At 53.5% G+C, this 22,645-nt stretch carries 23 protein-coding genes; 17 read left to right on the top strand and 6 right to left on the bottom strand.

The annotated features are described in order from the left end of the window. Positions 1–169 precede the first annotated feature (169 nt). On the top strand, positions 170–2,188 hold the full coding sequence (locus J4650_RS19390; protein ID WP_023993924.1) for an NADPH-dependent 2,4-dienoyl-CoA reductase: 2,019 nt from the start codon (positions 170–172) through the stop codon (positions 2,186–2,188). An 80-nt stretch (positions 2,189–2,268) separates the two neighbouring features. Here J4650_RS19390 and rlmG read toward each other — a convergent pair whose 3' ends face one another. Continuing rightward, entirely contained in the window at positions 2,269–3,405 is a 1,137-nt protein-coding gene (gene rlmG / locus J4650_RS19385; protein WP_000019989.1) for a 23S rRNA (guanine(1835)-N(2))-methyltransferase RlmG, read from the bottom strand. A gap of 85 nt (positions 3,406–3,490) precedes the next feature. Between rlmG and J4650_RS19380 the strand changes: the two genes are divergently transcribed. From J4650_RS19380 to J4650_RS19315, 14 genes are all read left to right on the top strand, one after another. Then, a complete protein-coding gene (locus J4650_RS19380) occupies positions 3,491–3,988 on the top strand; it encodes a M48 family metallopeptidase (protein ID WP_000202966.1) in 498 nt (165 codons plus the stop codon). Positions 3,989–4,139: 151 nt separating this feature from the next. Beyond that, on the top strand, positions 4,140–4,832 hold the full coding sequence (locus J4650_RS19375) for a vancomycin high temperature exclusion protein (RefSeq protein ID WP_000951045.1): 693 nt from the start codon (positions 4,140–4,142) through the stop codon (positions 4,830–4,832). 88 nt (positions 4,833–4,920) lie between these two features. Further along, positions 4,921–5,919, top strand: coding sequence for a Gfo/Idh/MocA family oxidoreductase (locus J4650_RS19370; RefSeq protein WP_000617682.1), 999 nt, complete (start codon positions 4,921–4,923; stop codon positions 5,917–5,919). A gap of 270 nt (positions 5,920–6,189) precedes the next feature. Continuing rightward, on the top strand, positions 6,190–7,158 hold the full coding sequence (locus tag J4650_RS19365) for a TerC family protein (protein ID WP_001098833.1): 969 nt from the start codon (positions 6,190–6,192) through the stop codon (positions 7,156–7,158). 254 nt (positions 7,159–7,412) lie between these two features. After that, positions 7,413–8,657, top strand: coding sequence for a serine/threonine transporter SstT (gene sstT, locus J4650_RS19360; protein WP_023993925.1), 1,245 nt, complete (start codon positions 7,413–7,415; stop codon positions 8,655–8,657). Between the two features lie 449 nt (positions 8,658–9,106). Continuing rightward, positions 9,107–9,769 carry a DedA family general envelope maintenance protein YqjA gene (gene yqjA, locus J4650_RS19355; protein WP_000422141.1) on the top strand — a complete coding sequence of 221 codons (663 nt, stop codon included), beginning with the start codon at positions 9,107–9,109 and terminating at the stop codon, positions 9,767–9,769. A 3-nt stretch (positions 9,770–9,772) separates the two neighbouring features. Continuing rightward, a complete protein-coding gene (mzrA, locus tag J4650_RS19350; protein WP_000917512.1) occupies positions 9,773–10,156 on the top strand; it encodes an EnvZ/OmpR regulon moderator MzrA in 384 nt (127 codons plus the stop codon). Between the two features lie 144 nt (positions 10,157–10,300). Next, complete coding sequence (locus J4650_RS19345) at positions 10,301–10,669, top strand: DUF1090 domain-containing protein (protein ID WP_000877297.1); 369 nt, start codon at positions 10,301–10,303, stop codon at positions 10,667–10,669. Positions 10,670–10,710: 41 nt separating this feature from the next. Then, complete coding sequence (locus J4650_RS19340) at positions 10,711–11,016, top strand: YqjD family protein (protein ID WP_000031219.1); 306 nt, start codon at positions 10,711–10,713, stop codon at positions 11,014–11,016. Between the two features lie 2 nt (positions 11,017–11,018). Further along, entirely contained in the window at positions 11,019–11,417 is a 399-nt protein-coding gene (locus tag J4650_RS19335; protein ID WP_000785626.1) for a phage holin family protein, read from the top strand. Beyond that, positions 11,414–11,713, top strand: coding sequence for a YqjK family protein (locus tag J4650_RS19330; RefSeq protein ID WP_000095496.1), 300 nt, complete (start codon positions 11,414–11,416; stop codon positions 11,711–11,713). Before J4650_RS19335 ends, J4650_RS19330 begins: the two co-directional genes overlap by 4 nt. 237 nt (positions 11,714–11,950) lie before the next feature. Continuing rightward, a complete protein-coding gene (locus tag J4650_RS19325) occupies positions 11,951–12,343 on the top strand; it encodes a DoxX family protein (RefSeq protein WP_001592732.1) in 393 nt (130 codons plus the stop codon). A 67-nt stretch (positions 12,344–12,410) separates the two neighbouring features. Continuing rightward, complete coding sequence (locus tag J4650_RS19320; protein ID WP_000531159.1) at positions 12,411–13,397, top strand: glutathione S-transferase family protein; 987 nt, start codon at positions 12,411–12,413, stop codon at positions 13,395–13,397. Positions 13,398–13,520: 123 nt separating this feature from the next. Further along, complete coding sequence (locus J4650_RS19315) at positions 13,521–13,886, top strand: DUF805 domain-containing protein (protein ID WP_000384139.1); 366 nt, start codon at positions 13,521–13,523, stop codon at positions 13,884–13,886. 38 nt (positions 13,887–13,924) lie between these two features. Here J4650_RS19315 and yhaJ read toward each other — a convergent pair whose 3' ends face one another. Then, positions 13,925–14,821, bottom strand: coding sequence for a DNA-binding transcriptional regulator YhaJ (gene yhaJ, locus J4650_RS19310; protein ID WP_001041026.1), 897 nt, complete (start codon positions 14,819–14,821; stop codon positions 13,925–13,927). A gap of 104 nt (positions 14,822–14,925) precedes the next feature. Between yhaJ and J4650_RS19305 the strand changes: the two genes are divergently transcribed. Then, complete coding sequence (locus J4650_RS19305; RefSeq protein WP_000633549.1) at positions 14,926–15,627, top strand: pirin family protein; 702 nt, start codon at positions 14,926–14,928, stop codon at positions 15,625–15,627. Between the two features lie 23 nt (positions 15,628–15,650). Further along, the gene (locus J4650_RS19300; RefSeq protein WP_000039326.1) at positions 15,651–15,815 is read left to right on the top strand and encodes a hypothetical protein; all 165 of its coding nucleotides are present in this window, start codon (positions 15,651–15,653) and stop codon (positions 15,813–15,815) included. A 112-nt stretch (positions 15,816–15,927) separates the two neighbouring features. Here the strand turns inward: J4650_RS19300 and J4650_RS19295 are convergent, their stop codons facing one another. From J4650_RS19295 to pflB, 4 genes are all read right to left on the bottom strand, one after another. After that, positions 15,928–17,238 carry a serine dehydratase subunit alpha family protein gene (locus tag J4650_RS19295; protein WP_000463070.1) on the bottom strand — a complete coding sequence of 437 codons (1,311 nt, stop codon included), beginning with the start codon at positions 17,236–17,238 and terminating at the stop codon, positions 15,928–15,930. Between the two features lie 25 nt (positions 17,239–17,263). Continuing rightward, positions 17,264–18,595 carry an amino acid permease gene (locus J4650_RS19290; protein ID WP_000443187.1) on the bottom strand — a complete coding sequence of 444 codons (1,332 nt, stop codon included), beginning with the start codon at positions 18,593–18,595 and terminating at the stop codon, positions 17,264–17,266. A 314-nt stretch (positions 18,596–18,909) separates the two neighbouring features. Continuing rightward, positions 18,910–20,274 (bottom strand): L-serine ammonia-lyase, encoded by a 1,365-nt coding sequence (tdcG, locus tag J4650_RS19285; RefSeq protein ID WP_000622084.1) that lies wholly within the window; start codon positions 20,272–20,274, stop codon positions 18,910–18,912. Positions 20,275–20,343: 69 nt separating this feature from the next. Next, positions 20,344–22,638 carry a formate C-acetyltransferase gene (pflB, locus tag J4650_RS19280; protein ID WP_000867321.1) on the bottom strand — a complete coding sequence of 765 codons (2,295 nt, stop codon included), beginning with the start codon at positions 22,636–22,638 and terminating at the stop codon, positions 20,344–20,346. Positions 22,639–22,645 lie beyond the last annotated feature (7 nt).

Here is a 22,645-nt window from a genome sequence, read left to right as displayed (position 1 = left end):
AACGATGCCGGATAGCACTATGCTTATCCGGCCTGTTTTCCCCGGGTCGCGGCCTCTTTTTTGAATCCCATCACAATCACCACATTCCCCTTTTCCCTTTTACCTCGCGACGGCTACAGTAGTAACTCATCCGACCACATAACAATAATTTTACATACTGGATACGCTTATGAGCTACCCGTCGCTGTTCGCCCCGCTCGATCTGGGCTTTACTACTCTCAGAAACCGTGTGCTGATGGGATCGATGCACACGGGTCTGGAAGAACATCCTGATGGCGCTGAACGCCTGGCGGCATTTTATGCCGAGCGCGCGCGACACGGCGTAGCGTTAATCGTCACTGGCGGTATTGCGCCCGTTCCCTCCGGGGTCGTGATGACCGGCGGCGCGATGCTGAACGATGCCAGCCAGTTAACGTCTCACCGCGTGGTGACCGATGCCGTACATGCGCAAGGCGGTAAAATCGCGCTGCAAATTCTGCACACCGGACGTTACAGCTATCAGCCGCACCTGGTCGCGCCGTCGGCAATTCAGGCGCCAATCAACCGCTTTATGCCGCATGAACTGACGCATGATGAAATCTTGCAGTTAATCGACGACTTCGCGCATTGCGCGCAACTGGCGCGGGAAGCAGGCTACGATGGCGTAGAGGTGATGGGATCAGAGGGCTATCTGATTAATGAATTTCTCACCCGGCGAACTAACCATCGTGATGACGAATGGGGCGGCGACTATGCCAGCCGTATGCGCTTCGCGGTTGAGGTAGTACGCGCGGTACGCCAGCGGGTAGGGAACGACTTTATTATTATCTATCGCCTGTCGATGCTCGATCTGGTGGAAAATGGCGGCACGTTCGACGAAACGGTACAACTGGCGCAAGCCATTGAAGCCGCAGGCGCAAGCCTAATTAATACCGGCATTGGCTGGCATGAGGCGCGAATCCCGACCATCGCCACGCCAGTACCGCGTGGCGCCTTTAGCTGGGTGACACGGAAACTCAAAGGTCATGTGTCGGTTCCGCTGATCGCGACCAATCGCATTAACGATCCGCAGGTCGCCGAGACGATCCTGACGCGCGGCGATGCCGATATGGTGTCGATGGCGCGTCCCTTCCTTGCCGATGCTGAATTCCTGACTAAAGCGCAATCCGGACGCGCAGATGAGATCAACACCTGTATCGGCTGTAATCAGGCCTGTCTGGATCGGATCTTCATCGGCAAAGTGACCTCCTGTCTGGTGAACCCGCGCGCCTGTCACGAAACCCACATGCCGATAACGCCGGCCATACGCAAAAAGAATCTGGCCGTTGTCGGCGCAGGCCCGGCGGGGCTGGCTTTCGCGATTAACGCCGCGTCGCGCGGCCATCATGTCACGCTGTTTGACGCCCAGAGTGAAATTGGCGGTCAGTTTACTATCGCCAGGCAGATCCCGGGTAAAGAGGAGTTTTACGAAACGCTGCGCTACTACCGTCGAATGATCGATGTTACTGGCGTTACGCTGAAACTAAACCAACAGGTGCACGCAGAGGATCTTCAGCCGTTTGACGAAGCGATCCTCGCCTGTGGAATAGTACCGCGCCGCCCGCCGATAGACGGTATCGATCATCCAAAAGTATTGACCTACCTGGAGGTATTGCGCGATAAAGCGCCGGTTGGTAAGCGAGTGGCGATCATCGGCTGCGGCGGGATCGGTTTTGACACGGCCATGTATCTGAGCCAGCACGGCGAATCCACCAGCCAAAATATTGCTGAATTTTGTACGGAATGGGGAATTGATACCAGCCTGCAACAGGCAGGAGGTCTGCGCCCGGAAGGCCCACGCCTGGCACGTAGTCCACGGCAAATCGTCATGCTGCAACGCAAAGCCAGCAAGCCGGGCGAAGGATTAGGAAAAACCACCGGCTGGATCCATCGCGCGACGTTACTGGCGCGCGGCGTGAAGATGATCCCGGCGGTCAGTTACCAGAAGATCGACGACGACGGATTACATCTCTTGATCGGCGGCGAACCGCAGTTGCTGGAAGTGGATCATGTGGTGATCTGCGCCGGACAGGAACCTCGCCGTGAACTGGCGGACCCGTTACGCGCCGCAGGTAAAACGGTACATCTTATCGGCGGATGCGATGTCGCGATGGAGCTGGATGCCCGACGGGCGATTGCCCAGGGCACCCGACTGGCGCTGGAGATTTAACGACTTTGCCTGATGGCGCTGCGCTTGTCGGGCTTACGCCGTCATACCGGTTTTATAGGCCGGTATGACGCTTGAGCGCCTTATCGACGGCGTCCCTGCTTCACCGCTTTCAAAATAACAAATTTATTGTTGGTTGCTATCGTCGCGCAATTACCGAAAATCTTCTTCAGCTTGTGGAAATAGTCCAGATGGCGGTTCGCCACAATATACAGTTCGCCGTTGATTTTCAGGCAGCGGCGGGCATGATGGAACATCTCCCAGGCGATATTATCCGTCAGCGCATGTTTCTGGTGGAACGGCGGGTTGCAGAACACAGCGTTAAAACGGAACGGCTCCACGCCGGAGAGCGCGTTGTTGATCATAAATTCGCAGCGCTCGAACGCTTCCGGCAGGTTCGTTTCTACATTCAAACGGCTGGAATCTACCGCCATCGGCGATTCATCGACAAATACCACGTTCGCCTGCGGATTTTTCGCCAGTAAGCTCAGGCCAATCACCCCATTGCCGCAGCCGAGATCGACAATCTCCCCGTCGAGGTTTTCCGGCAAATGCTGCATAAAGAAGCGCGCGCCGATATCCAATCCGGTACGAGAAAACACATTCGCGTGGTTGTGAATCGTCCAGCCTGTATCTTCCAGTTTCCAGCTTAGCGTTTGCGGCGCGTCGGCCAGTTGCGGATGACTGAAGGTACAGTTAATCAGGCGCGCTTTCTTCCACGCCAGCGTCGTCGTGGTTGGGCCCAGCACTTTTTCAAACAGTTCCAGCGTAGAGGTATGAATATCTCGCGCTTTCGCGCCGGCGATAATACGCGTTTGCGCCGTAACGACCTTACGCAAAGCGCGTAACTGCTGTTCCAGCAACGCCAGCGTTTTCGGTACCTTAATCAATACCACGCCCGGCGCCTGCGGGTAGTCAGCGGTACTGTCGAGAAACGTTACGCTGGACTCCGCGATGCCGTTATGGCGTAAATTCTCTCGCGTACCCAGTTCGCTTAAATACGAATCGCCAATACTGTATGGCGAATGCTCCGCCAGCGCACAGCTTAGCGCGCCAAACGTATCATTCAGGATCAGCACCGGGCCGCGAATTTCCGTCTCATCCAACTGTTGCAGCAGATACTCATCGGCCGCCTCCCACGCCAGAAGCGGGTTAACATCATCCGTTTGCGGAAAACGTTTCAGCGTCAGTGAACGGAAACCATCGTCTACGTGGCTCATTAGGCCTCCTGAATGGTAAAATTGCGGCGTTATCCCTGAAAAGGGTGCGTGAGTATACACTTTTTATCAGCAACATGGAGCTTTGATGACCTCACTAACTTACCTTCAGGGGTATCCGGAACATCTCCTTGCCCAGGTGCGCGCCTTAATCGCCGAGCAGCGCCTGGGGGCGGTGCTGGAAAAACGTTATCCCGGCGCGCATGATTACGCTACTGACAAAGCGCTATATCACTATACTCAGGAACTGAAAAGTCAGTTTCTGCGCAATGCGCCGCCCATCAATAAAGTGATGTATGACAGCAAGATCCATGTGCTGAAAAATGCGCTGGGACTGCATACCGCTGTCTCGCGCGTTCAGGGCGGCAAGCTCAAGGCAAAGGCGGAGATCCGCGTCGCCACCGTGTTTCGCAACGCCCCGGAGCCATTCTTACGGATGATTGTGGTTCACGAACTGGCACACCTGAAAGAGAAAGATCATAACAAAGCGTTTTATCAGCTCTGTTGCCATATGGAGCCGCAGTACCATCAACTGGAGTTTGATACGCGCCTGTGGCTGACGCATCAGGCGCTGTCGGCACAATAAATTCTGAAAATGCCCCTTCCCCCGTATCTTTTTAACGGCGTGGGCATAAAATCGACGCGTTCACATTTCGCTCATTGCCTGCCGCCACGTCAAGGATGACGATCTGTAGAGGGTATTTTTTATCCACCGCCAACGGAACCGCGCAACAACCATGCTCTCACAATGTGCCCGTTTTATCCGCCGCCTCTGTTTTACACGCCGGGCGTTAACAGTGGCGTGTTTTCTGCTTGTCGCAGCAGGCGTCGCGCTTTTCTATTCCAACTGGCTTATCGTCAACGCCTCACAGCATCTGACATGGAATGACATTCAGACCGTTCCCGCCCGCAACGTCGGGCTGGTGTTAGGCGCTAAACCCGGCAATCGGTATTTTACCCGGCGGATTAATACTGCCGCCGCGTTGTATCACGCCGGTAAAGTGAAGTGGCTGTTAGTCAGCGGCGATAATGGCAAAAAAGAGTACGATGAACCTTCGGCGATGCAGCAGGCGCTGATAGCGAAAGGTGTGCCGGAAGCGGCCATTTTTTGTGATTATGCCGGATTCTCCACGCTGGACTCCGTGGTTCGCGCCCGGAAAGTGTTTGGCGAAAGCCGCATTACGATTATCTCGCAAGCATTCCATAATCAACGGGCGATCTGGCTGGCGCAACAATATGGCATAGACGCTATCGGCGTTAACGCGCCGGATCTGAATAAAAGGCACGGAACCTACACACGACTTCGGGAAAAGCTGGCGCGGGTTAGCGCGGTGCTGGATGCCAAAATTTTGCACCGTCAGCCTAAATATCTGGGCGCTGGCGTCACTATTGGGGCTGATAGCGCACACGGGTGCCCTTCTCGCCAGTAAAATGCCAGAGTGCGTCGCAGCGCACTGGCAAGGGCGGAAAGGCGTGCTACATTGACGAAAAATCCCTTTCTGGAGTCCGCTGACGTTTATGATACGTTTCGCTGTAATTGGGACTAACTGGATCACGCGCCAGTTTGTCGACGCCGCCCATGAAACCGGCAAATTCAGGCTCGCCGCCGTTTACTCCCGTAGTCTTGAACAGGCGCAGTCTTTCGCAAATGATTATCCCGTCGAGCATCTGTTTACCTCGCTGGAAGCGATGGCGCAAAGCGACGCGATTGAGGCGGTTTATATCGCCAGCCCGAATTCCCTGCATTTCTCCCAGACGCAGCGCTTTTTGCAGCATAAAAAACATGTCATGTGCGAAAAGCCGCTGGCTTCTAACCTGGCGGAGGTTGATGCCGCTATCGCCTGCGCGCGCGATAATCAGCGGGTACTGTTTGAAGCCTTTAAAACCGCCTGCCTGCCCAACTTCCTGCTGCTGCGGGAATCGTTGCCGAAAATCGGCAGAATGCACAAAGCATTCCTAAATTACTGCCAGTACTCTTCACGTTATCAGCGCTATCTGAACGGTGAAAATCCGAATACGTTTAATCCGGCCTTCTCCAATGGTTCGATTATGGATATCGGGTATTACTGTCTGGCGTCGGCGATCGCGCTATGGGGCGAGCCGCGCAGCGTTCAGGCGTCGGCGAATTTATTGGAAAGCGGAGTAGATGCGCACGGCGTCGTGGTTATGGATTACGGCGATTTTAGCGTCACGCTACAGCATTCCAAAGTCAGCGACTCGGTACTGGCCAGTGAAATTCAGGGCGAGAGGGGATCGCTGGTCATTGAAAAGCTGTCGGAATGCCAGAAAGTGTGTTTTGCGCCGCGCGGCGCGCTGATGCAGGATCTGACCCAGCCTCAGCATATTAATACCATGCTGTATGAAGCCGGGGCGTTTGCCCAGCTTATTGAAAACCACGCCGTGGAACATCCGGGGTTGTCGCTAAGTCGCGCCACGGCAAAATGGCTGACAGAAATACGCCGTCAAACCGGGGTCATCTTCCCGGCGGACGATCTGACTCATCCCCTTACTGCGTAAAATTATGTAAATCATATGTTACAGGTCATTGACTCTACGCGTGGCCTGTCATACTTTGTTACGCGCAAAGGGGAGTAACTTCATTGCCGGTCGATCGTCATTACGATGTGTGCAAAACCACATCCGGTCACCGGGCAGCCATAAAGGAATGCGTCAGCGTATTCCTTTATTGTTGTAAGTGAGACCTTGCCGAATGGCAAGGTCTATGCATAAAAGCAACGGCTAATGCCATTCGGCGTTAGCCGTTTTTTTTTTGCATAGGGAGAAATAATGAATACTGTTGGTACGCCATTATTATGGGGTGGATTCGCGGTTGTTGTGGTGATAATGCTATCCATCGACCTGTTGTTGCAGGGACGCCGCGGCGCACATGCTATGTCGATGAAACAAGCAGCAGGATGGTCAATCCTGTGGGTAACGCTCTCGCTACTGTTTAACGCCGCTTTCTGGTGGTATCTGGCTGAAACGCAAGGGCGCGAAGTTGCTGACCCGCAGGCATTAGCGTTCCTTACCGGCTATCTGATTGAAAAGTCGCTGGCCGTAGATAACGTCTTTGTCTGGCTGATGCTGTTTAGCTATTTCTCCGTCCCTCCGGCTCTGCAACGCCGGGTGCTGGTGTATGGGGTTCTTGGCGCGATCGTGTTGCGTACTATCATGATTTTCGCCGGTACCTGGCTTATCACTCAGTTCGAATGGCTGCTGTATGTGTTCGGCGCCTTCCTGCTGTTTACCGGCGTAAAAATGGCGCTGGCGAAGGAAGACGAATCCGGCATTGGCGAAAAACCGATGGTGCGTTGGCTGCGCGGGCATCTGCGCATGACTGATACGATCGAGAACGAGCACTTTTTCGTACGTAAAAACGGCCTGCTGTATGCCACGCCGCTGCTGCTGGTGCTGATTATGGTTGAGTTCAGCGATGTGATCTTCGCCGTTGACAGTATTCCGGCGATCTTTGCGGTCACTACCGACCCGTTCATCGTACTGACCTCTAACCTGTTTGCCATCTTAGGACTGCGCGCGATGTACTTCCTGCTGTCCGGCGTGGCGGAACGCTTCTCGATGCTGAAATATGGTCTGGCGGTCATTCTGGTCTTTATCGGCATTAAGATGCTGATCGTCGACTTCTACCATATTCCTATCGCGATTTCGCTGGGCGTAGTGTTTGGCATTCTGACCATTACGCTGGTGATTAACGCCTGGGTTAACCATCAGCGCGATAAGAAACTACGAGCGCAATAATCTTTTATCGGGGTAAACCTGCCCCATCAAAAACGCCCGGCAGCGCACACCTGCCGGGCGTTTTTGTTTAACATGTCACAATACTGTTAATATAAAGTTATAAAACATGATCACAGCAAAAAATCCAGGATATTTCGCTTCCCGAACCTTCAACTTTCCTTATACTCAACCAGGCAAACACTTTGTTACATCCTGAAAGATGCGCCGTAAGAGCGTGCAGGGGATGACCAGCAACACAATACAAGGAATATGAAATGGCTACGCAACGAGCATCAGGGCTACTGCAGCGTTTAGCGCAAGGCAGTCTGGTTAAACAAATTTTAGTGGGTCTGGTACTGGGGATTTTACTGGCATGGATTTCTAAGCCTGCGGCGGAAGCGGTTGGCTTGCTTGGCACCCTGTTCGTCGGCGCCTTAAAAGCGGTCGCCCCCGTTCTGGTGCTGATGCTGGTAATGGCCTCGATCGCCAACCACCAGCACGGTCAAAAAACCAATATTCGCCCTATTCTCTTTCTTTACCTGCTAGGCACCTTTTCAGCCGCGCTGGCGGCCGTTGTGTTCAGCTTCGCCTTCCCTTCAACGCTGCATCTGTCCAGTAGCGCCCAGGATATCGTGCCGCCGTCCGGCATTGTAGAAGTCTTGCGCGGTCTACTGATGAGCATGGTGTCGAACCCCATCGACGCGCTGCTGAACGCTAACTATATCGGGATTCTGGTGTGGGCCGTCGGTCTGGGATTTGCCCTGCGTCATGGCAATGAAACCACCAAAAACCTCGTGAACGATATGTCTAACGCCGTGACCTTTATGGTGAAACTGGTGATCCGTTTCGCGCCAGTCGGTATTTTTGGTCTGGTTTCATCAACGCTTGCAACCACCGGCTTCTCCACCCTGTGGGGCTATGCGCACCTGCTGGTCGTCTTGATTGGCTGTATGCTGCTGGTCGCGCTGGTGGTCAACCCGCTGTTGGTATTCTGGAAAATTCGTCGCAACCCTTATCCGCTGGTGTTCGCCTGCCTGCGTGAAAGCGGCGTTTATGCCTTCTTTACCCGCAGCTCTGCCGCCAATATTCCAGTGAATATGGCGCTGTGCGAAAAGCTGAATCTGGACAAGGATACTTACTCCGTTTCCATTCCGCTGGGTGCCACTATCAATATGGCCGGCGCGGCAATTACCATTACGGTTCTGACGTTGGCGGCAGTCCATACGTTAGGCGTCCCGGTGGATCTGCCTACAGCGCTGCTGCTGAGCGTGGTGGCCTCGCTGTGTGCTTGCGGCGCCTCCGGCGTGGCAGGCGGTTCATTGCTGCTGATCCCGCTGGCGTGCAACATGTTTGGCATCCCGAACGATATCGCGATGCAGGTAGTAGCGGTCGGCTTTATTATCGGCGTATTGCAGGATTCGTGTGAAACGGCGCTGAACTCATCTACCGATGTTCTGTTCACTGCGGCAGCCTGCCAGGCAGAGGACGAACGTCTGGCGAATAACGCCTTGCGTAGCTAAGTGATTATTGATGCCGGATGGCGTATGCCATCCGGCGTAACGATAGATCTGAATCTCCCAATCCATAGGCTGTGACGGAAAGCGAATTGATGTTCACGCGCGACATCCTCGCGTAACGTTATATGTAGATGGCGTCTGCCGCGGCGCTCGGTCAGCGTACAGTATAAAGTGTCAGCCTGTGTAAATCCTCTCGCCACCCTCCTTTGCGATAAGCAAAATCAAAGCTCAACGACGCGTAATTTCTATAACGGACTTCGTTGACCTTTGTTACAATTAGATGCATTTTGAATTTTTGTGTGTTAGTGCTTGCTTACTTCACAACTTAACAAGGAATAGTTCAGGCCGCGAATTTGCCGTTTCCGCAACGCTGATAAAAACTCCAACTCTGTTGCGGCAGTGCAAACCTCAGATCACCGGCGTGACGTTAACCGATTCTCCAGGAATACTGAATGGAACTACTGACTCAATTGCTGAATGCCCTGTGGGCTCAGGACTTTGAAACACTGGCCAATCCTTCCATGATTGGCATGTTATATTTTGTGTTATTTATGATTTTGTTTCTGGAAAATGGGCTGCTCCCTGCCGCCTTTTTGCCTGGCGACAGCCTGTTGATCCTGGTCGGCGTGCTGATCGCCAAAGGCGCGATGGGTTTTCCACAAACCATTTTGCTGCTTACCGTCGCGGCCAGCCTGGGTTGCTGGGTGAGCTATATTCAGGGCCGCTGGCTGGGGAATACCCGCACCGTGCAAAACTGGCTCTCTCATCTCCCCGCACATTATCACCAACGCGCCCATCATCTTTTCCATAAACACGGCCTGTCGGCATTATTGATAGGCCGTTTTATCGCGTTTGTCAGAACGCTGCTGCCCACCATTGCCGGCATATCCGGCCTGAATAACGCGCGCTTTCAGTTTTTCAACTGGATGAGTGGCTTGTTGTGGGTGCTTATCCTGACGTCGCTGGGCTATCTGCTGGGCAAAACGCCCGTCTTTATGAAGTATGAAGATCAGCTAATGTCATGCCTGATGCTGCTGCCCGTGGTGCTGCTCTTTTTTGGCCTGGCGGGTTCACTGGTCATGCTGTGGAAAAAGAAGTATGGGAGCCGGGGATAACTTATGCTTAAACCACGCATAACTGCCCGACAACTCATTTGGATCAGCGCTTTTCTGCTGATGCTGACCATACTCATGATGGCGTGGTCAACGCTGCGTCAGCAAGAGTCGACGCTGGCCATTCGCGCGGTTAACCAGGGCGCCAGTATGCCAGACGGCTTCTCAGTTCTGCATCATCTGGATGCGAACGGCATTCATTTTAAAAGCATTACGCCTAAAAATGACATGTTGCTCATTACCTTCGATTCCCCTGCGCAAAGCGCCGCAGCAAAAACGGTACTGGATCAAACGTTACCACACGGTTATGTCGTCGCTCAGCAGGACGATGACAACGAAACGGTACAGTGGTTGTCCCGCTTACGGGAAAGCTCACACCGCTTTGGCTAACCTCCAGGAATCCGAATCATATCACTCACTTTGGTGATTTCATTGTTTAATGACTATGATTAATAAAGCGGTGCTTAACCCACCGCGTTATTATCGGGATCACCGCCCCGGACAACGGGTCCGAACATAAGGGAAAGTTCAGGAATGAAATACCGCATCGCTTTGGCTATCACGCTTTTTACGCTTAGCGCCGGCAGCTACGCTAATTCGCTTTGTCAGGAAAAAGAGCAGGATATACAAAAGGAAATTAGCTACGCTGAAAAGCACAACAATCAGCGCCGTATTGAGGGTCTGAACAAGGCGCTCAGCGAAGTACGCGCCAATTGTACTGACAGCAAGCTGCGCGCCGAGCATCAGAAAAAGATCGCTGAGCAAAAAGAAGAGGTAGCCGAACGCCAACGTGATTTAGCCGAGGCAAAAGCAAAAGGCGATGCGGATAAAATAGACAAACGTGAACGTAAGCTGGCCGAGGCTCAGGATGAGCTAAAAAAACTTGAGGCCAGAGACTACTAAATTAACGCCGAATGTAAATACTCACTCACCTGGAGAAAACTATGTCGAAAGATAACACTACGGAACATCTGCGCGCTGAGTTGAAATCCCTGACCGATACGCTCGAAGAAGTGCTGAGCTCTTCGGGCGAAAAGTCGAAAGAAGAGTTGAGTAAGATTCGTAGCAAAGCCGAGCGCGCGCTGAAAGAGAGCCGTTACCGCCTGGGAGAAACGGGTGATGTGATTGCCAAACAGACTCGCGTCGCCGCCGCCCGCGCCGATGATTATGTGCGCGAAAATCCCTGGACAGGCGTAGGCATTGGCGCCGCTGTCGGTCTGGTGTTGGGCGTACTGCTGACGCGTCGTTAATTATGGCGGACTCTCGACAGGCACAAGGACCAGGCAAAAGCGTACTGGGTATCGGGCAGCGGATTGTCACCATTATCGTTGAGATGGTGGAAACCCGGCTGCGACTGGCGGTAGTAGAACTGGAAGAAGAGAAAGCGAACCTCTTTCAGCTTTTGCTGATGGTAGGTCTTACCATGCTCTTCGCGGCGTTTGGCTTAATGAGCCTGATGGTTCTGGTCATCTGGGCTATCGATCCTCAGTACCGTTTGAACGCGATGATCGCTACCACAGTTGTGCTGTTAGTGCTTGCGCTAATCGGCGGCATCTGGACTTTGCGCAAAGCGCGTCAGTCCACGCTATTGCGCCATACGCGGCACGAACTGGCTAACGATCGGCAAATTCTGGAGGACGATCAGTCGTGAGCAGCAAAGGCGAACGCGAAAAACGTAAAGCGCTGCTTCTCAGTCAGATCCAGCAGCAACGGCTGGATCTGTCCGCCAGCCGTCGCGACTGGCTGGAGACCACCGGCGCATACGATCGCGGCTGGAATACGGTGTTAAGCCTGCGCTCCTGGGCGCTGGTCGGTAGCAGCGTAATGGCCATCTGGACCATCCGTCATCCTAATATGTTGGTACGCTGGGCGAAACGCGGCCTGGGTATCTGGAGCGCCTGGCGCCTGGTAAAAACTACCCTCCGTCAACAACAGCTCCGCGGTTAATATCTTTTCTTTTATAGCATCGCGCCATCAGGTTATCACCTGGTAGCGCGATACTTTTATGCATATCGTCTCTTTAGCAATCACTCAAATTTTTTGAAAAAATTTGGCAATTTTCCTTGCTAACAATTCCTGTACGCCACGTTTATGATTCTCTCCAGCGATAACAATGACGCGCTAAACCGCGTCATTGCTCATGAAAATAGCAGCAGCAGCCGAATCGGCCTCCTGGAGAATAAAATGAAAAAATTAGAAGATGTTGGTGTACTGATAGCGCGTATTTTAATGCCAGTTCTGTTTATTACCGCAGGATGGGGAAAAATTAGCGGCTATGCGGGCACACAGCAGTATATGGAAGCGATGGGCGTACCAGGATTCCTGCTGCCGCTCACCATACTGCTTGAGTTCGGCGGCGGTCTGGCGATTCTGCTGGGGTTCCTCACCCGCACCACTGCGCTTTTCACCGCAGGTTTTACGTTGCTGACGGCATTGATCTTCCATAGCAATTTTGCAGAAGGTGTAAACTCGCTGATGTTTATGAAAAACCTGACCATTGCCGGCGGATTCTTATTACTGGCGTTAACCGGGCCTGGCGCGTTCAGCCTTGACCGTCTGCTGAATAAAAAGTGGTAAGCAATCTATACTCAATTAAAAAAGCGAGGGAATAGCGCCTCGCTTTTGTCATCTGAAGGAGAGAGACATGGGACAACTGATCGATGGCGTCTGGCACGACACCTGGTATGACACCAAATCTTCCGGGGGGAAATTTCAGCGTTCAGCGTCGGCTTTCCGCAACTGGCTTACCGCTGACGGCGCGCCCGGACCTTCCGGCGAAGGCGGATTCGCCGCAGAAAAAGATCGTTACCATCTGTACGTTTCCCTTGCCTGCCCCTGGGCGCATCGCACGCTCATTTTCCGTAAACTGAAAGGTCTGGAGCCGTTTATTCCGGTTTCCGTCGTGAATCCATTGATGCTGGAAAACGGCTGGACGTTTGATGATACTTTTCCGGCGGCCACCGGCGATACCCTCTATCAGCATGAATTTCTCTACCAGTTGTATCTGCACGCCGATCCACACTACAGCGGCCGCGTCACCGTACCGGTCTTATGGGATAAAAAAAATCATACTATCGTCAGCAACGAGTCCGCCGAAATCATTCGTATGTTTAACTCCGCTTTCGATGGGCTGGGCGCTAAAGCCGGGGATTACTATCCCCCCGCGCTGCAAAGCAAAATTGACGAGTTAAACGGCTGGATTTATGACAACGTTAATAACGGCGTTTATAAAGCAGGCTTCGCCACCAGCCAGCAAGCGTATGATGAAGCGGTAGACAAGGTATTTACTGCGCTGGCGCGCCTGGAACAGATTCTCGGACAGCACCGCTATCTGACGGGCGACCAGTTGACCGAGGCGGATATCCGCTTATGGACGACCCTGGTACGCTTTGATCCGGTTTACGTGACTCATTTCAAATGCGACAAATACCGAATCAGCGACTACCTGAATCTGTACGGTTTCCTGCGCGATATCTATCAAATACCGGGCATTGCTGAAACCGTTAATCTTGACCATATTCGTCACCACTATTTCCGTAGCCATAAAACGATTAACCCCACAGGTATCATTTCTATCGGACCGTGGCAGGATCTGCTCGAACCTCACGGGCGCGACGTACGCTTTGGCTAATTTCAGGCGTCCTTCGGGACGCCTTATTAATAAATACCACAAATATTTACCAACATTTCATTCGCGGCTATTCTTAGTTTGATTACTTTAAAAACAAGTGATTGAACCATTATTGAGGCGAAAATGGATTGGTATTTAAAGGTTTTAAAAAATTATCTGGGATTTGGCGGCCGCGCGCGACGCAAAGAGTACTGGATGTTTATTCTGGTCAATATCATCTTTACCTTTGTGTTGGGCCTGCTGGACGCCATGCTTGGCTGGCAACGCGCCGGGGGTGAAGGCGTTCTGACCACCATTTACGGCGTTCTGATCTTTTTACCGTGGTGGGCCGTGCAGTTCCGTCGTCTGCATGACACTGACCGCTCCGCATGGTGGCTACTGTTGCTACTTATCCCCATTATCGGCTGGCTTATCATCATCGCGTTCAACTGCCAGAATGGTACGCCGGGCGACAACCGCTTCGGCCCCGATCCGAAACGTTTTTCCTGATGGCGGCGCGGCGCCGCTTTTAAAGCGCCGCGCGCTATTTATTTTCCGGCGAATAGCTTAGGTATTTCCCGCAGGCACCAGGCTTTTGCCTCCCCCATACTGTCGCGCCGCCAGGCCATAATAATATCGATTTCGCTGGTCGATTCCGGGCTGACCACGCGTAGCCGCCCTTCGGCAATATCCTGTTCCACCATCGAATATGGCATGGTCGCGACGCCAAGCCCGGCCAGCAGCGCCTGACGTTTATCTTCAATCGTGCTTACCGTCAGACGTGGCTGCTTATCCAGCAGTTGCACCGTTAATACCGGCCGCTCGCGCGCGGTATCCGCTACCGCTACGCCGCGGTATTTAACCCGCGTCACTTCCGAAAGCGGCTCCGGCTCCTGATGAATAGGGTGGTCAGGCGCGGCGACATACACATTCATTAACGTATACAACTTACGGGAGTTAATTTCCGACGACGATCGAAAATGCATATCCGGGGCGATAACGATATCCGCCCGTCCCTGCTCAAGCCGCTCCCATGCGCCAGCCAGTACTTCGGTAATCAATGAAAGCTGCGTATTGGCTTTAGCGGCCAGCCGGTCGATCAGCGGAAAAAAAGCAGGCGTCGGTACCAGAGCTTCAGTGACCAGCGTCAGATGCGTTTCCCAACCGCGGGCCAACGCTTCAGCATCCGTCGTTAACTTGTCTGCCGCTTCCAGCAATACCCGCCCGCGTTCCAGCAGCATACGTCCGACGTTGGTGAATTTTGTACGATGGCCGGAGCGATCGAACAGTACAACGTCCAACTCTTCTTCCAGCTTCTGCATGGTGTAACTCAGCGCGGAGGGCACCCGCCCCAACTCATCAGCCGCTGCGGCAAAACTGCCCCGGCGGTCAATGGCGTCCATCACACGCAATGCTTCAAGCGTCAGCGCTCTCTCTTTAGCCATAACGTTCTCATTCAGGAAATTTGAACATACCGGGCAGAATATCTGGCTAACAATGCAGCGTCCAGCCCCTTAACATAAAAGGAAGTAAAGAGAGGTTAATAACGATGATTACGACCCGAACCGCCAAACAATGTGGACAGGCAGACTACGGATGGCTACAGGCCCGCTATACCTTCTCCTTTGGACACTACTTCGACCCTACACTGCTGGGCTACGCGTCGTTGCGCGTACTGAACCAGGAAGTGCTGGCGCCGGGCGCCTCTTTTCAGCCTCGAACTTATCCAAAGGTGGATATTTTAAACCTGATTCTGGACGGCGAAGCGGAATACCGCGACAGCGACGGCAACCATGTACAGGCTAAAGCGGGCGAAGCGTTACTGCTCGCCGCGCAGCCGGGCATTAGCTACAGCGAACATAATCTCAGCAAAGTTAAGCCGTTAACCCGAATGCAACTGTGGCTTGACGCCTGTCCTGAACGGGAAAACGCGCTGGTACAAAAAATCCCACTCCTGGCGGCGCAACAACAGCTTCTTGCCTCGCCCGACGGTGAGCAAAACAGCTTACAACTGCGCCAACAGGTATGGGTACATCATATTACGCTGGAGAAAGGCGAATCGCTTAATTTCCAGCTTCACGGGCCACGCGCCTATTTGCAGTCGATTCACGGTACGTTCCACGCGATGACGCACAACGAAGAACGCGAGGCGTTAACCTGCGGAGATGGCGCATTTATTCGTGATGAACCTAACATTACGCTGGTTGCCGATACGCCGCTGCGCGCATTACTGGTAGATTTACCGGTGTAGCCAGCCAGAAAAGGAGTCGCAAGATGAGCAAAAAATCGGCGAAGAAACGTCAGCCCGTGGTAAAACCTGCCGTACAGGAGGCGATGAGCGCCACTGTGCCGCTGGGCTATGAAGAGATGCTAACCGAACTGGAAGCCATCGTGGCGGACGCCGAAGCCCGGCTGGCAGAAGAAGAGGCCGCAGCCTGAAATCATGCCGGATGGCGGCGCAAGCGCCCGCTCCGGCTGATAACAGATAGACCCGATAAGCGCAGCGCCATCGGGCAACACGCTGCCCCGACGTCATGCCGGGGCGTTATTATTAATGCGCTTTACTGGCCATAATCTCGATGATCTGCTTGTCTGTCTGCTGCATTGAGCGACACGCCAGCGAACACAAATTCGCAATAGATTGTTCGACATTGTGCGCCACAATCCCTTCGTTTCCGGTCACCGCCGTATCATCCAACGCCATCAGTACGGCTTTCCACGCCGCCGACGCGCTGGTAGAGACTTTCATCGCGCAGCTATTCGACGCGCCATCGCAAATCATCCCGCTGACATCACCAATCATACTGCTGATAGCCATTGCGATAGTGTCGTAACGACCATCTATCAGCCACGCCATACCCGCTGCCGCGCCCATCGCCGCCGTAGTTGCCGCGCACAGCGCCGACAAACGCGGAAGCTGATGGTGAATATAGATAGCGCTCAAATGCGATAACATTAGCGCGCGCGCCAGACGCTCGTCATCGGCGCCGACATGTTCAGCAACCACCATGACTGGCACCGTGGCGGTAATCCCTTGGTTGCCGGAGCCGGAGTTGCTCATCGCGGGCAACGTGGCACCGCCCATTCTGGCGTCTGACGCCGCGCTGGTACGGATCAAAATCGCCGTGGAGAGATCTTTCGCCAGCAGACCGCGATCGCACTGTTTGGCCAGCGTCGAACCAATATGCAGCCCCCAGGAACCACGCAGTCCCTCCTGCGACAACGCGCCGTTTAGCCTGGCCGCATCCAGAATAAAGCGGATAGCGTCAAAGGGCACCGCATTCACAAACGCCAGGATCTCTTCCAGCGAGGTATGAGACAGCACTCCCAGTGGCGAGGTTTTTTCTTCTTCCTGCGCATTATCGGCCTGGGTAAATACCACGCCCTTGTCGGTTTCTATCCGCACAATATTTGTATGATCGCCGACGATCGTGACACATGCCCAGCTATCGCCGCTATACACTTTCGCCCGTGAAAACAGGATATCGTTACATGGCTCCTGCAACATCACTGCAACATGTCCGGCGGCCAGCATCGCTTTTGCATCGGCAACGGCTTTAGCGGAAGCGTCTTTTAACACCTCCAACCCGGCTTTCGCATCACCACCCAACGCGCCAAGCGCCGCGGCGATCGGTAGCCCTACCATTCCCGTTCCTGGAACGGTAACGCCCATACCATTTTTCATCAGATTAGGCGAAACCCACGCGTCAATGCGTTCAACTGTGCCGTCAAGTTCAGCCGCCGCCGCCGCTGCTGCCAGCGCCAGTGAAATTGGCTCAGTACACCCCAGCGCCGGTTTTACTTCTTCCTGTACGGCCAGGATAAAACTTTGCCACAATGGATTTATTTTAGATTCAAACATAACAACAACCTTAATCTCAGGTATATCAAGAGAATGCCAGGAACGGAGAAACGCATAGCAGCAGACCGGTAATAATAATCAGGTACAACGAAGCGCCTTTATATTTGTGCAATGCGGGAACCTTGTAGACCAACCATGCCGGAATTAAACAGCCCACCATACCGAAGATAGGGCTACAAATAGAGGTGAAGCTCAGTACCGGCGCATTGAGCACAATGGCGCTCCAGGCCAGCAAAATAGCGAAAATCATAATGCCGCGCTGTACCAGATTTTCCTTAATCTTCTCGGCGGGCATTTTGCGGCGCAGGATATTCATCACAATGCCTTGCGTCGCTTCGCGGAATCCTAAATAAACGCCAAAGAAGGCGGTCATGACGGCAAAGATGTTCAGAATTACGCTAACCACTTTGACCCAGCCAGCGCCATCGCCGCTAATAAATTGCGCGGCGATCGCCAGGGCGGAAATATTCTGCTCGTAGGCTTTCACCGCTTCGTCATGCCCCATCGCCAGGGTGAAGGAAACCGCATAGAAAAATACGGTAACGAACAGGATGCCAAACGCGATATTCATGGCACGCAGCGCTTTATGGCGTGCGACCTCAATAGATTTTTCGCGTGAACGGTAAGAGATCACCATTGGGCTTAACGTCTGGATAAATAAAATCGAGGTCAGCGTAAATGGCAGGGTAATAATGGCGTTTTTAATCAGCAGGGCCATCGGCGGCAGCGCGCCAATGTTATACAGATGCCACATACCCACCATAGAGACGCCCAGCGCCGCCACTACCAGTAGCTTGGTCAGCACCATGCCGGTGGAGATTTTGAACAGTAATTTTTCACCGCGTGAGGAAATCGCTACCAGGATGCAGATCAGCACCAGACCATAAAATGGACTATCGGAAAGTAATCCTTCCGTTACGCCGAAAGTATGCAGATAAGAGGCGCTGTCGTTAGTAATCGCCGTAGAATAGACGAACATCCAGATGACGAGCATTACAAAGTACAGAGCGCCTAATAAAATACCCCAGTTTTTGCCCAGATAGCCGCTGATCACGCTGGGGTAGTCTTTACATTCCGGGGATTCCGCCAGCGTATTAATAAACAGCCGCTGGAACAGGTACATAGCCGGATAACCAATAATAGAAGAGAGTAAAAAGACCCAAAGTCCCATCAGGCCAACCTGGACAGGAAGAAAAACGATCCCTGCGCCGATCGCCATCCCGATACTCATAATGACCCAGCCGGTGTCGGTACTATCAAATTTGATGGCTTCACGCCATTCGCTTTCTGTCATCCCTGCCCGACGCGCCGGGGCTGATGCGTCGAGGATTACGCTGGTATTACTAGCCGATTCCATAAAATTCTCGCTCAATGTGTAGGTAGAGGTTTTTTTATTTTTCGTGCCGCAGCAAGGCGATATGCAGAACGTGAGGTGCAGGTACTTTCTTGTAATAAGAAAATCATACGCGCACGATAAGAGAAAAACTTACCAATAAAACACCTGCATTTCTTGTGGGTTAAGAATTCTTTTCTATTTACTATTGGTTTAATGTTGTTATTTTCTCTATTTGACGCACATCACAACAAAAAAGGGCGCACATTGGTGCGCCCTTTTCTCAGCTTCTGTCTTCTGCGTTGTCCCATAGCCTGCTCACTCTGCGCCTGTCGGGCCTATCCACAAACGACTTTAATCGCCAGACCGCCGCGCGACGTCTCGCGATATTTGTCGTTCATGTCTTTACCCGTTTCGTACATGGTTTCGATCACTTTATCGAGCGAAACCCGCGGCTCAGAGGTACGGCGTAGCGCCATTCGCGCCGCATTTACCGCTTTAACGGCGTTAATCGCATTACGTTCAATACAAGGGATTTGTACCTGACCCGCCACCGGGTCACAGGTGAGGCCAAGGTTATGCTCCATCGCAATTTCCGCCGCAATACAGACCTGCGCCGGGCTGCCGCCCAGCAGTTCTGTCAGCCCCGCCGCCGCCATCGAACACGCGACGCCAACCTCACCCTGACACCCCACTTCCGCGCCGGATATCGAGGCGTTCATCTTGTACAGCATGCCAATCGCCCCCGCCGACAGCAGATAGCGGGCGATAGAGTTGGCATTGACCGGACGACGGAATTTGTCGTAATAGGCCAGCACCGCGGGAATAATGCCGCACGCGCCGTTGGTCGGCGCGGTGACCACTCGCCCGCCCGCCGCGTTCTCTTCGCTCACGGCCAGGGCGAACATGTTAATCCAGTCGATGACGTTCATCGGATCGCGGGAGAGATTATCGCTGGAGACCAGCAGACGCCGTAACGCTACCGCGCGGCGTGGAACGTTCAGCGGCCCCGGCAGCACGCCCTCAGTATTCATGCCACGTTCAATTCCGGTCGCCATCACCTGCCAGATGCGGGCAAAGCCAGCGTCAATCTGCTCTTTGCTCCGCAACGCCAGTTCATTTTGCATCATCAGGCCGGAAACCGAGAGCCCCTGTCTTTCACACAGCGTCAACAGTTCGCTGGCGGAATGAAAATCATACGGCACCGATTTTTCTACGTCGTGCGACTGACCAAAACGCTCCTCTTCGACAATAAAGCCGCCGCCAATAGAGTAATACGTTTTGTGTAAAAGCGGCGCTTGTCCGTTCCAGGCGGTAATACGCATACCGTTTTCATGGCGCGCCAGGGTTTCAGCGTGAAAGAGAATACTGTCGGCGACGGGAAAATCCACCACATGCGCGCCACCCGCCACCGATAAACGGCTGCTGCGGGCAACCTCCTGGATAAACGCCGGAATGCTATCAATATTGACATCCTGCGGCGTATTGCCCGCCAGGCCCATAATGACGGCGGTATCGGTCGCGTGGCCTTTGCCCGTCAGCGATAGCGATCCGTAAAGATCAACCGTGATGCGCGTCGTTCGCGGCAGGTCGCCGCTGTCGATCAGCCGATCGATAAAACATTTTCCTGCATTCATTGGCCCTACGGTATGGGAGCTTGAAGGTCCAATGCCAATCTTAAAAATATCAAATGCGCTAATCATATCTCCCCCTAAGATTACCGTTCAGTGAAGATCCGTCGCGGGGCGATCCACACGATCGCCCCGTTCACGTTACATCGCCTGAGTAAAGGTGCGCGAAATAACGTCCTGTTGCTGTTCACGCGTCAGCGCATTGAAGCGCACGGCATAGCCGGAAACGCGGATCGTCAGGTTCGGGTAGTTTTCCGGATGTTCAATCGCATCCAGCAACATTTCACGGTTCATGACATTGACGTTCAGATGCTGCCCGCCTTCTACCTGTGCTTCATGATGGAAATAACCGTCCAGCAGGCCGACAAGATTGGTTTTCCGCACCGCATCTTCTTTCCCGAGCGCCGCAGGCACAATCGAGAAGGTGTACGAAATACCGTCTTTGGCGTAGGTAAACGGCAGTTTCGCCACCGACGTCAGCGAGGCCACCGCCCCTTTGCGGTCACGACCGTGCATCGGGTTCGCCCCCGGCGCGAACGGCGTTCCGGCGCGGCGTCCATCCGGCGTATTGCCGGTCTTCTGCCCGTACACGACGTTCGAGGTGATGGTCAAAATGGACTGCGTCGGCACCGCATTGCGATACGTTGGCAACACGCTAATTTTTTGCATAAAGCGTTTCACCAGGTCGCAGGCGATGCTGTCCACGCGCTCATCGTTGTTGCCGTACTGCGGATACTCGCCTTCAATAGCAAAGTCGATGGCAAGGCCGTTTTCGTCGCGGATCGGCTTCACCTGAGCGTACCTGATGGCGGACAGGGAATCCGCCGCCACCGACAGTCCGGCGATGCCGCACGCCATCGTCCGATACACATCACGGTCGTGCAGTGCCATCAGCGAAGCTTCATAGCTGTACTTATCGTGCATGTAGTGAATGATGTTCAGCGCGCTAATGTACTGCACCGCCAGCCAGTCCATAAAGTGGTCGAGGCTCTCCATTACCGCGTCGTAATCCAGCACCTCATCCATTAATGGCGCGGTTTTCGGCCCAACCTGGATTTTCAGTTTCTCATCAACGCCGCCATTGATAGCGTACAGCAACGTTTTGGCAAGGTTGGCGCGCGCGCCGAAGAACTGCATCTGCTTACCGATGACCATCGGGCTGACGCAACAAGCGATGGCGTAATCGTCGCTGTTAAAGTCGGTACGCATTAAATCGTCGTTTTCATACTGCAAAGATGAGGTCACGATGGAGACCTGCGCAGCATATTTCTTGAATGCCACCGGCAACGCTTCTGACCACAGTATGGTCAGGTTCGGCTCCGGCGCTGGCCCCATCGTGTGCAGGGTATGCAGATAACGGAAAGAGTTCTTCGTCACCAGCGTGCGGCCATCGAGCCCCATCCCGCCAATAACTTCGGTGGCCCAGATCGGATCGCCGGAAAAGAGTGAATCAAATTCCGGCGTGCGCAGGAAGCGCACCATGCGGATCTTCATGATGAAATGGTCGATCAGTTCCTGCGCCTGCTGCTCTGTCAGAAGGCCCGCGTTGAAATCGCGCTCAATGTAGATATCAAGGAACGAGGCGGTTCTTCCCAGCGACATTGCACCGCCATTTTGCGATTTTACCGCCGCCAGATAAGCGAAGTAGAGCCACTGTACCGCTTCCTGCGCGTTCCGCGCCGGGCGGGAGATATCATAGCCGTATTTCGCCGCCATCTCCTGCATTTGCAGCAGCGCGCGACGGTGCTCCGCCAACTCCTCACGCAGGCGAATCGTCGCCTCAAGATTCTGTCCCTGCTCCAGATTCGACTGCAGGTCGGCGAATTGCAGCTCGCGTTCGCGTACCAGATAACGGATGCCATACAGCGCGACGCGACGATAATCGCCAATAATGCGCCCGCGACCATAACCATCCGGCAAACCGGTTAATACGCCGGATTTACGGCAGCGCAGCATATCCGGCGAGTAAACATCGAATACGCCCTGATTATGGGTTTTCCGCAGGTCGGTAAAGGTATATTCAAAATCGGCGTCCATTTCGCGACCATAGGCGTGGAATGAACTTTTGATCATGTTAACGCCGCCAAACGGATGCAAAGCGCGTTTAAGCGGCTTATCCGTTTGTAAACCGACGATTTTTTCCAGCTCTTTTTCAATATATCCCGCATCGTGCGCGGTAATCGTCGTCGCGATATTGGTATCGAAATCCACCGGCGCATGGGTCGCATTCTCGATACGTATTCCCGCCATCACCTTTTCCCACAACGCCGTGGTCGCTGGCGTCGCGTCGGCGAGAAAAGATTCATCCCCCTCATAGGGCGTATAGTTATGCTGAATAAAATCACGGACATTAATTTCTTCTTTCCAGTCCGTACCTTTAAAATCACGCCATGCTTCGGCATACAGCATATCGCTGGTATCGATATTTACCTTCATGAAAAAT

The sequence above is a fragment of the Salmonella sp. 32120201201600049SM genome (genome assembly GCF_017572835.1).
Classification (GTDB): Bacteria; Pseudomonadota; Gammaproteobacteria; order Enterobacterales; family Enterobacteriaceae; genus Salmonella; species Salmonella enterica.
The sequence above is the reverse complement of the archived record's forward strand: the minus strand, read 5'-3'. Positions and strand labels throughout refer to the sequence as shown.

What these genes read in the sequence shown, in the direction of transcription:
- J4650_RS19315 (WP_000384139.1), top strand. Translation starts at nt 13,521, where the DNA reads ATGGATTGGTATTTAAAGGTTTTAAAAAATTATCTGGGATTTGGCGGC.
- J4650_RS19345 (WP_000877297.1), top strand. Translation starts at nt 10,301, where the DNA reads ATGAAATACCGCATCGCTTTGGCTATCACGCTTTTTACGCTTAGCGCC.
- J4650_RS19340 (WP_000031219.1), top strand. Translation starts at nt 10,711, where the DNA reads ATGTCGAAAGATAACACTACGGAACATCTGCGCGCTGAGTTGAAATCC.
- J4650_RS19390 (WP_023993924.1), top strand. Translation starts at nt 170, where the DNA reads ATGAGCTACCCGTCGCTGTTCGCCCCGCTCGATCTGGGCTTTACTACT.
- J4650_RS19290 (WP_000443187.1), bottom strand. Translation starts at nt 18,595, where the DNA reads ATGGAATCGGCTAGTAATACCAGCGTAATCCTCGACGCATCAGCCCCG.
- pflB (WP_000867321.1), bottom strand. Translation starts at nt 22,638, where the DNA reads ATGAAGGTAAATATCGATACCAGCGATATGCTGTATGCCGAAGCATGG.
- mzrA (WP_000917512.1), top strand. Translation starts at nt 9,773, where the DNA reads ATGCTTAAACCACGCATAACTGCCCGACAACTCATTTGGATCAGCGCT.
- J4650_RS19300 (WP_000039326.1), top strand. Translation starts at nt 15,651, where the DNA reads ATGAGCAAAAAATCGGCGAAGAAACGTCAGCCCGTGGTAAAACCTGCC.
- J4650_RS19375 (WP_000951045.1), top strand. Translation starts at nt 4,140, where the DNA reads ATGCTCTCACAATGTGCCCGTTTTATCCGCCGCCTCTGTTTTACACGC.
- tdcG (WP_000622084.1), bottom strand. Translation starts at nt 20,274, where the DNA reads ATGATTAGCGCATTTGATATTTTTAAGATTGGCATTGGACCTTCAAGC.
- J4650_RS19325 (WP_001592732.1), top strand. Translation starts at nt 11,951, where the DNA reads ATGAAAAAATTAGAAGATGTTGGTGTACTGATAGCGCGTATTTTAATG.
- yhaJ (WP_001041026.1), bottom strand. Translation starts at nt 14,821, where the DNA reads ATGGCTAAAGAGAGAGCGCTGACGCTTGAAGCATTGCGTGTGATGGAC.
- yqjA (WP_000422141.1), top strand. Translation starts at nt 9,107, where the DNA reads ATGGAACTACTGACTCAATTGCTGAATGCCCTGTGGGCTCAGGACTTT.
- J4650_RS19365 (WP_001098833.1), top strand. Translation starts at nt 6,190, where the DNA reads ATGAATACTGTTGGTACGCCATTATTATGGGGTGGATTCGCGGTTGTT.
- J4650_RS19370 (WP_000617682.1), top strand. Translation starts at nt 4,921, where the DNA reads ATGATACGTTTCGCTGTAATTGGGACTAACTGGATCACGCGCCAGTTT.
- sstT (WP_023993925.1), top strand. Translation starts at nt 7,413, where the DNA reads ATGGCTACGCAACGAGCATCAGGGCTACTGCAGCGTTTAGCGCAAGGC.
- rlmG (WP_000019989.1), bottom strand. Translation starts at nt 3,405, where the DNA reads ATGAGCCACGTAGACGATGGTTTCCGTTCACTGACGCTGAAACGTTTT.
- J4650_RS19295 (WP_000463070.1), bottom strand. Translation starts at nt 17,238, where the DNA reads ATGTTTGAATCTAAAATAAATCCATTGTGGCAAAGTTTTATCCTGGCC.
- J4650_RS19305 (WP_000633549.1), top strand. Translation starts at nt 14,926, where the DNA reads ATGATTACGACCCGAACCGCCAAACAATGTGGACAGGCAGACTACGGA.
- J4650_RS19320 (WP_000531159.1), top strand. Translation starts at nt 12,411, where the DNA reads ATGGGACAACTGATCGATGGCGTCTGGCACGACACCTGGTATGACACC.
- J4650_RS19335 (WP_000785626.1), top strand. Translation starts at nt 11,019, where the DNA reads ATGGCGGACTCTCGACAGGCACAAGGACCAGGCAAAAGCGTACTGGGT.
- J4650_RS19380 (WP_000202966.1), top strand. Translation starts at nt 3,491, where the DNA reads ATGACCTCACTAACTTACCTTCAGGGGTATCCGGAACATCTCCTTGCC.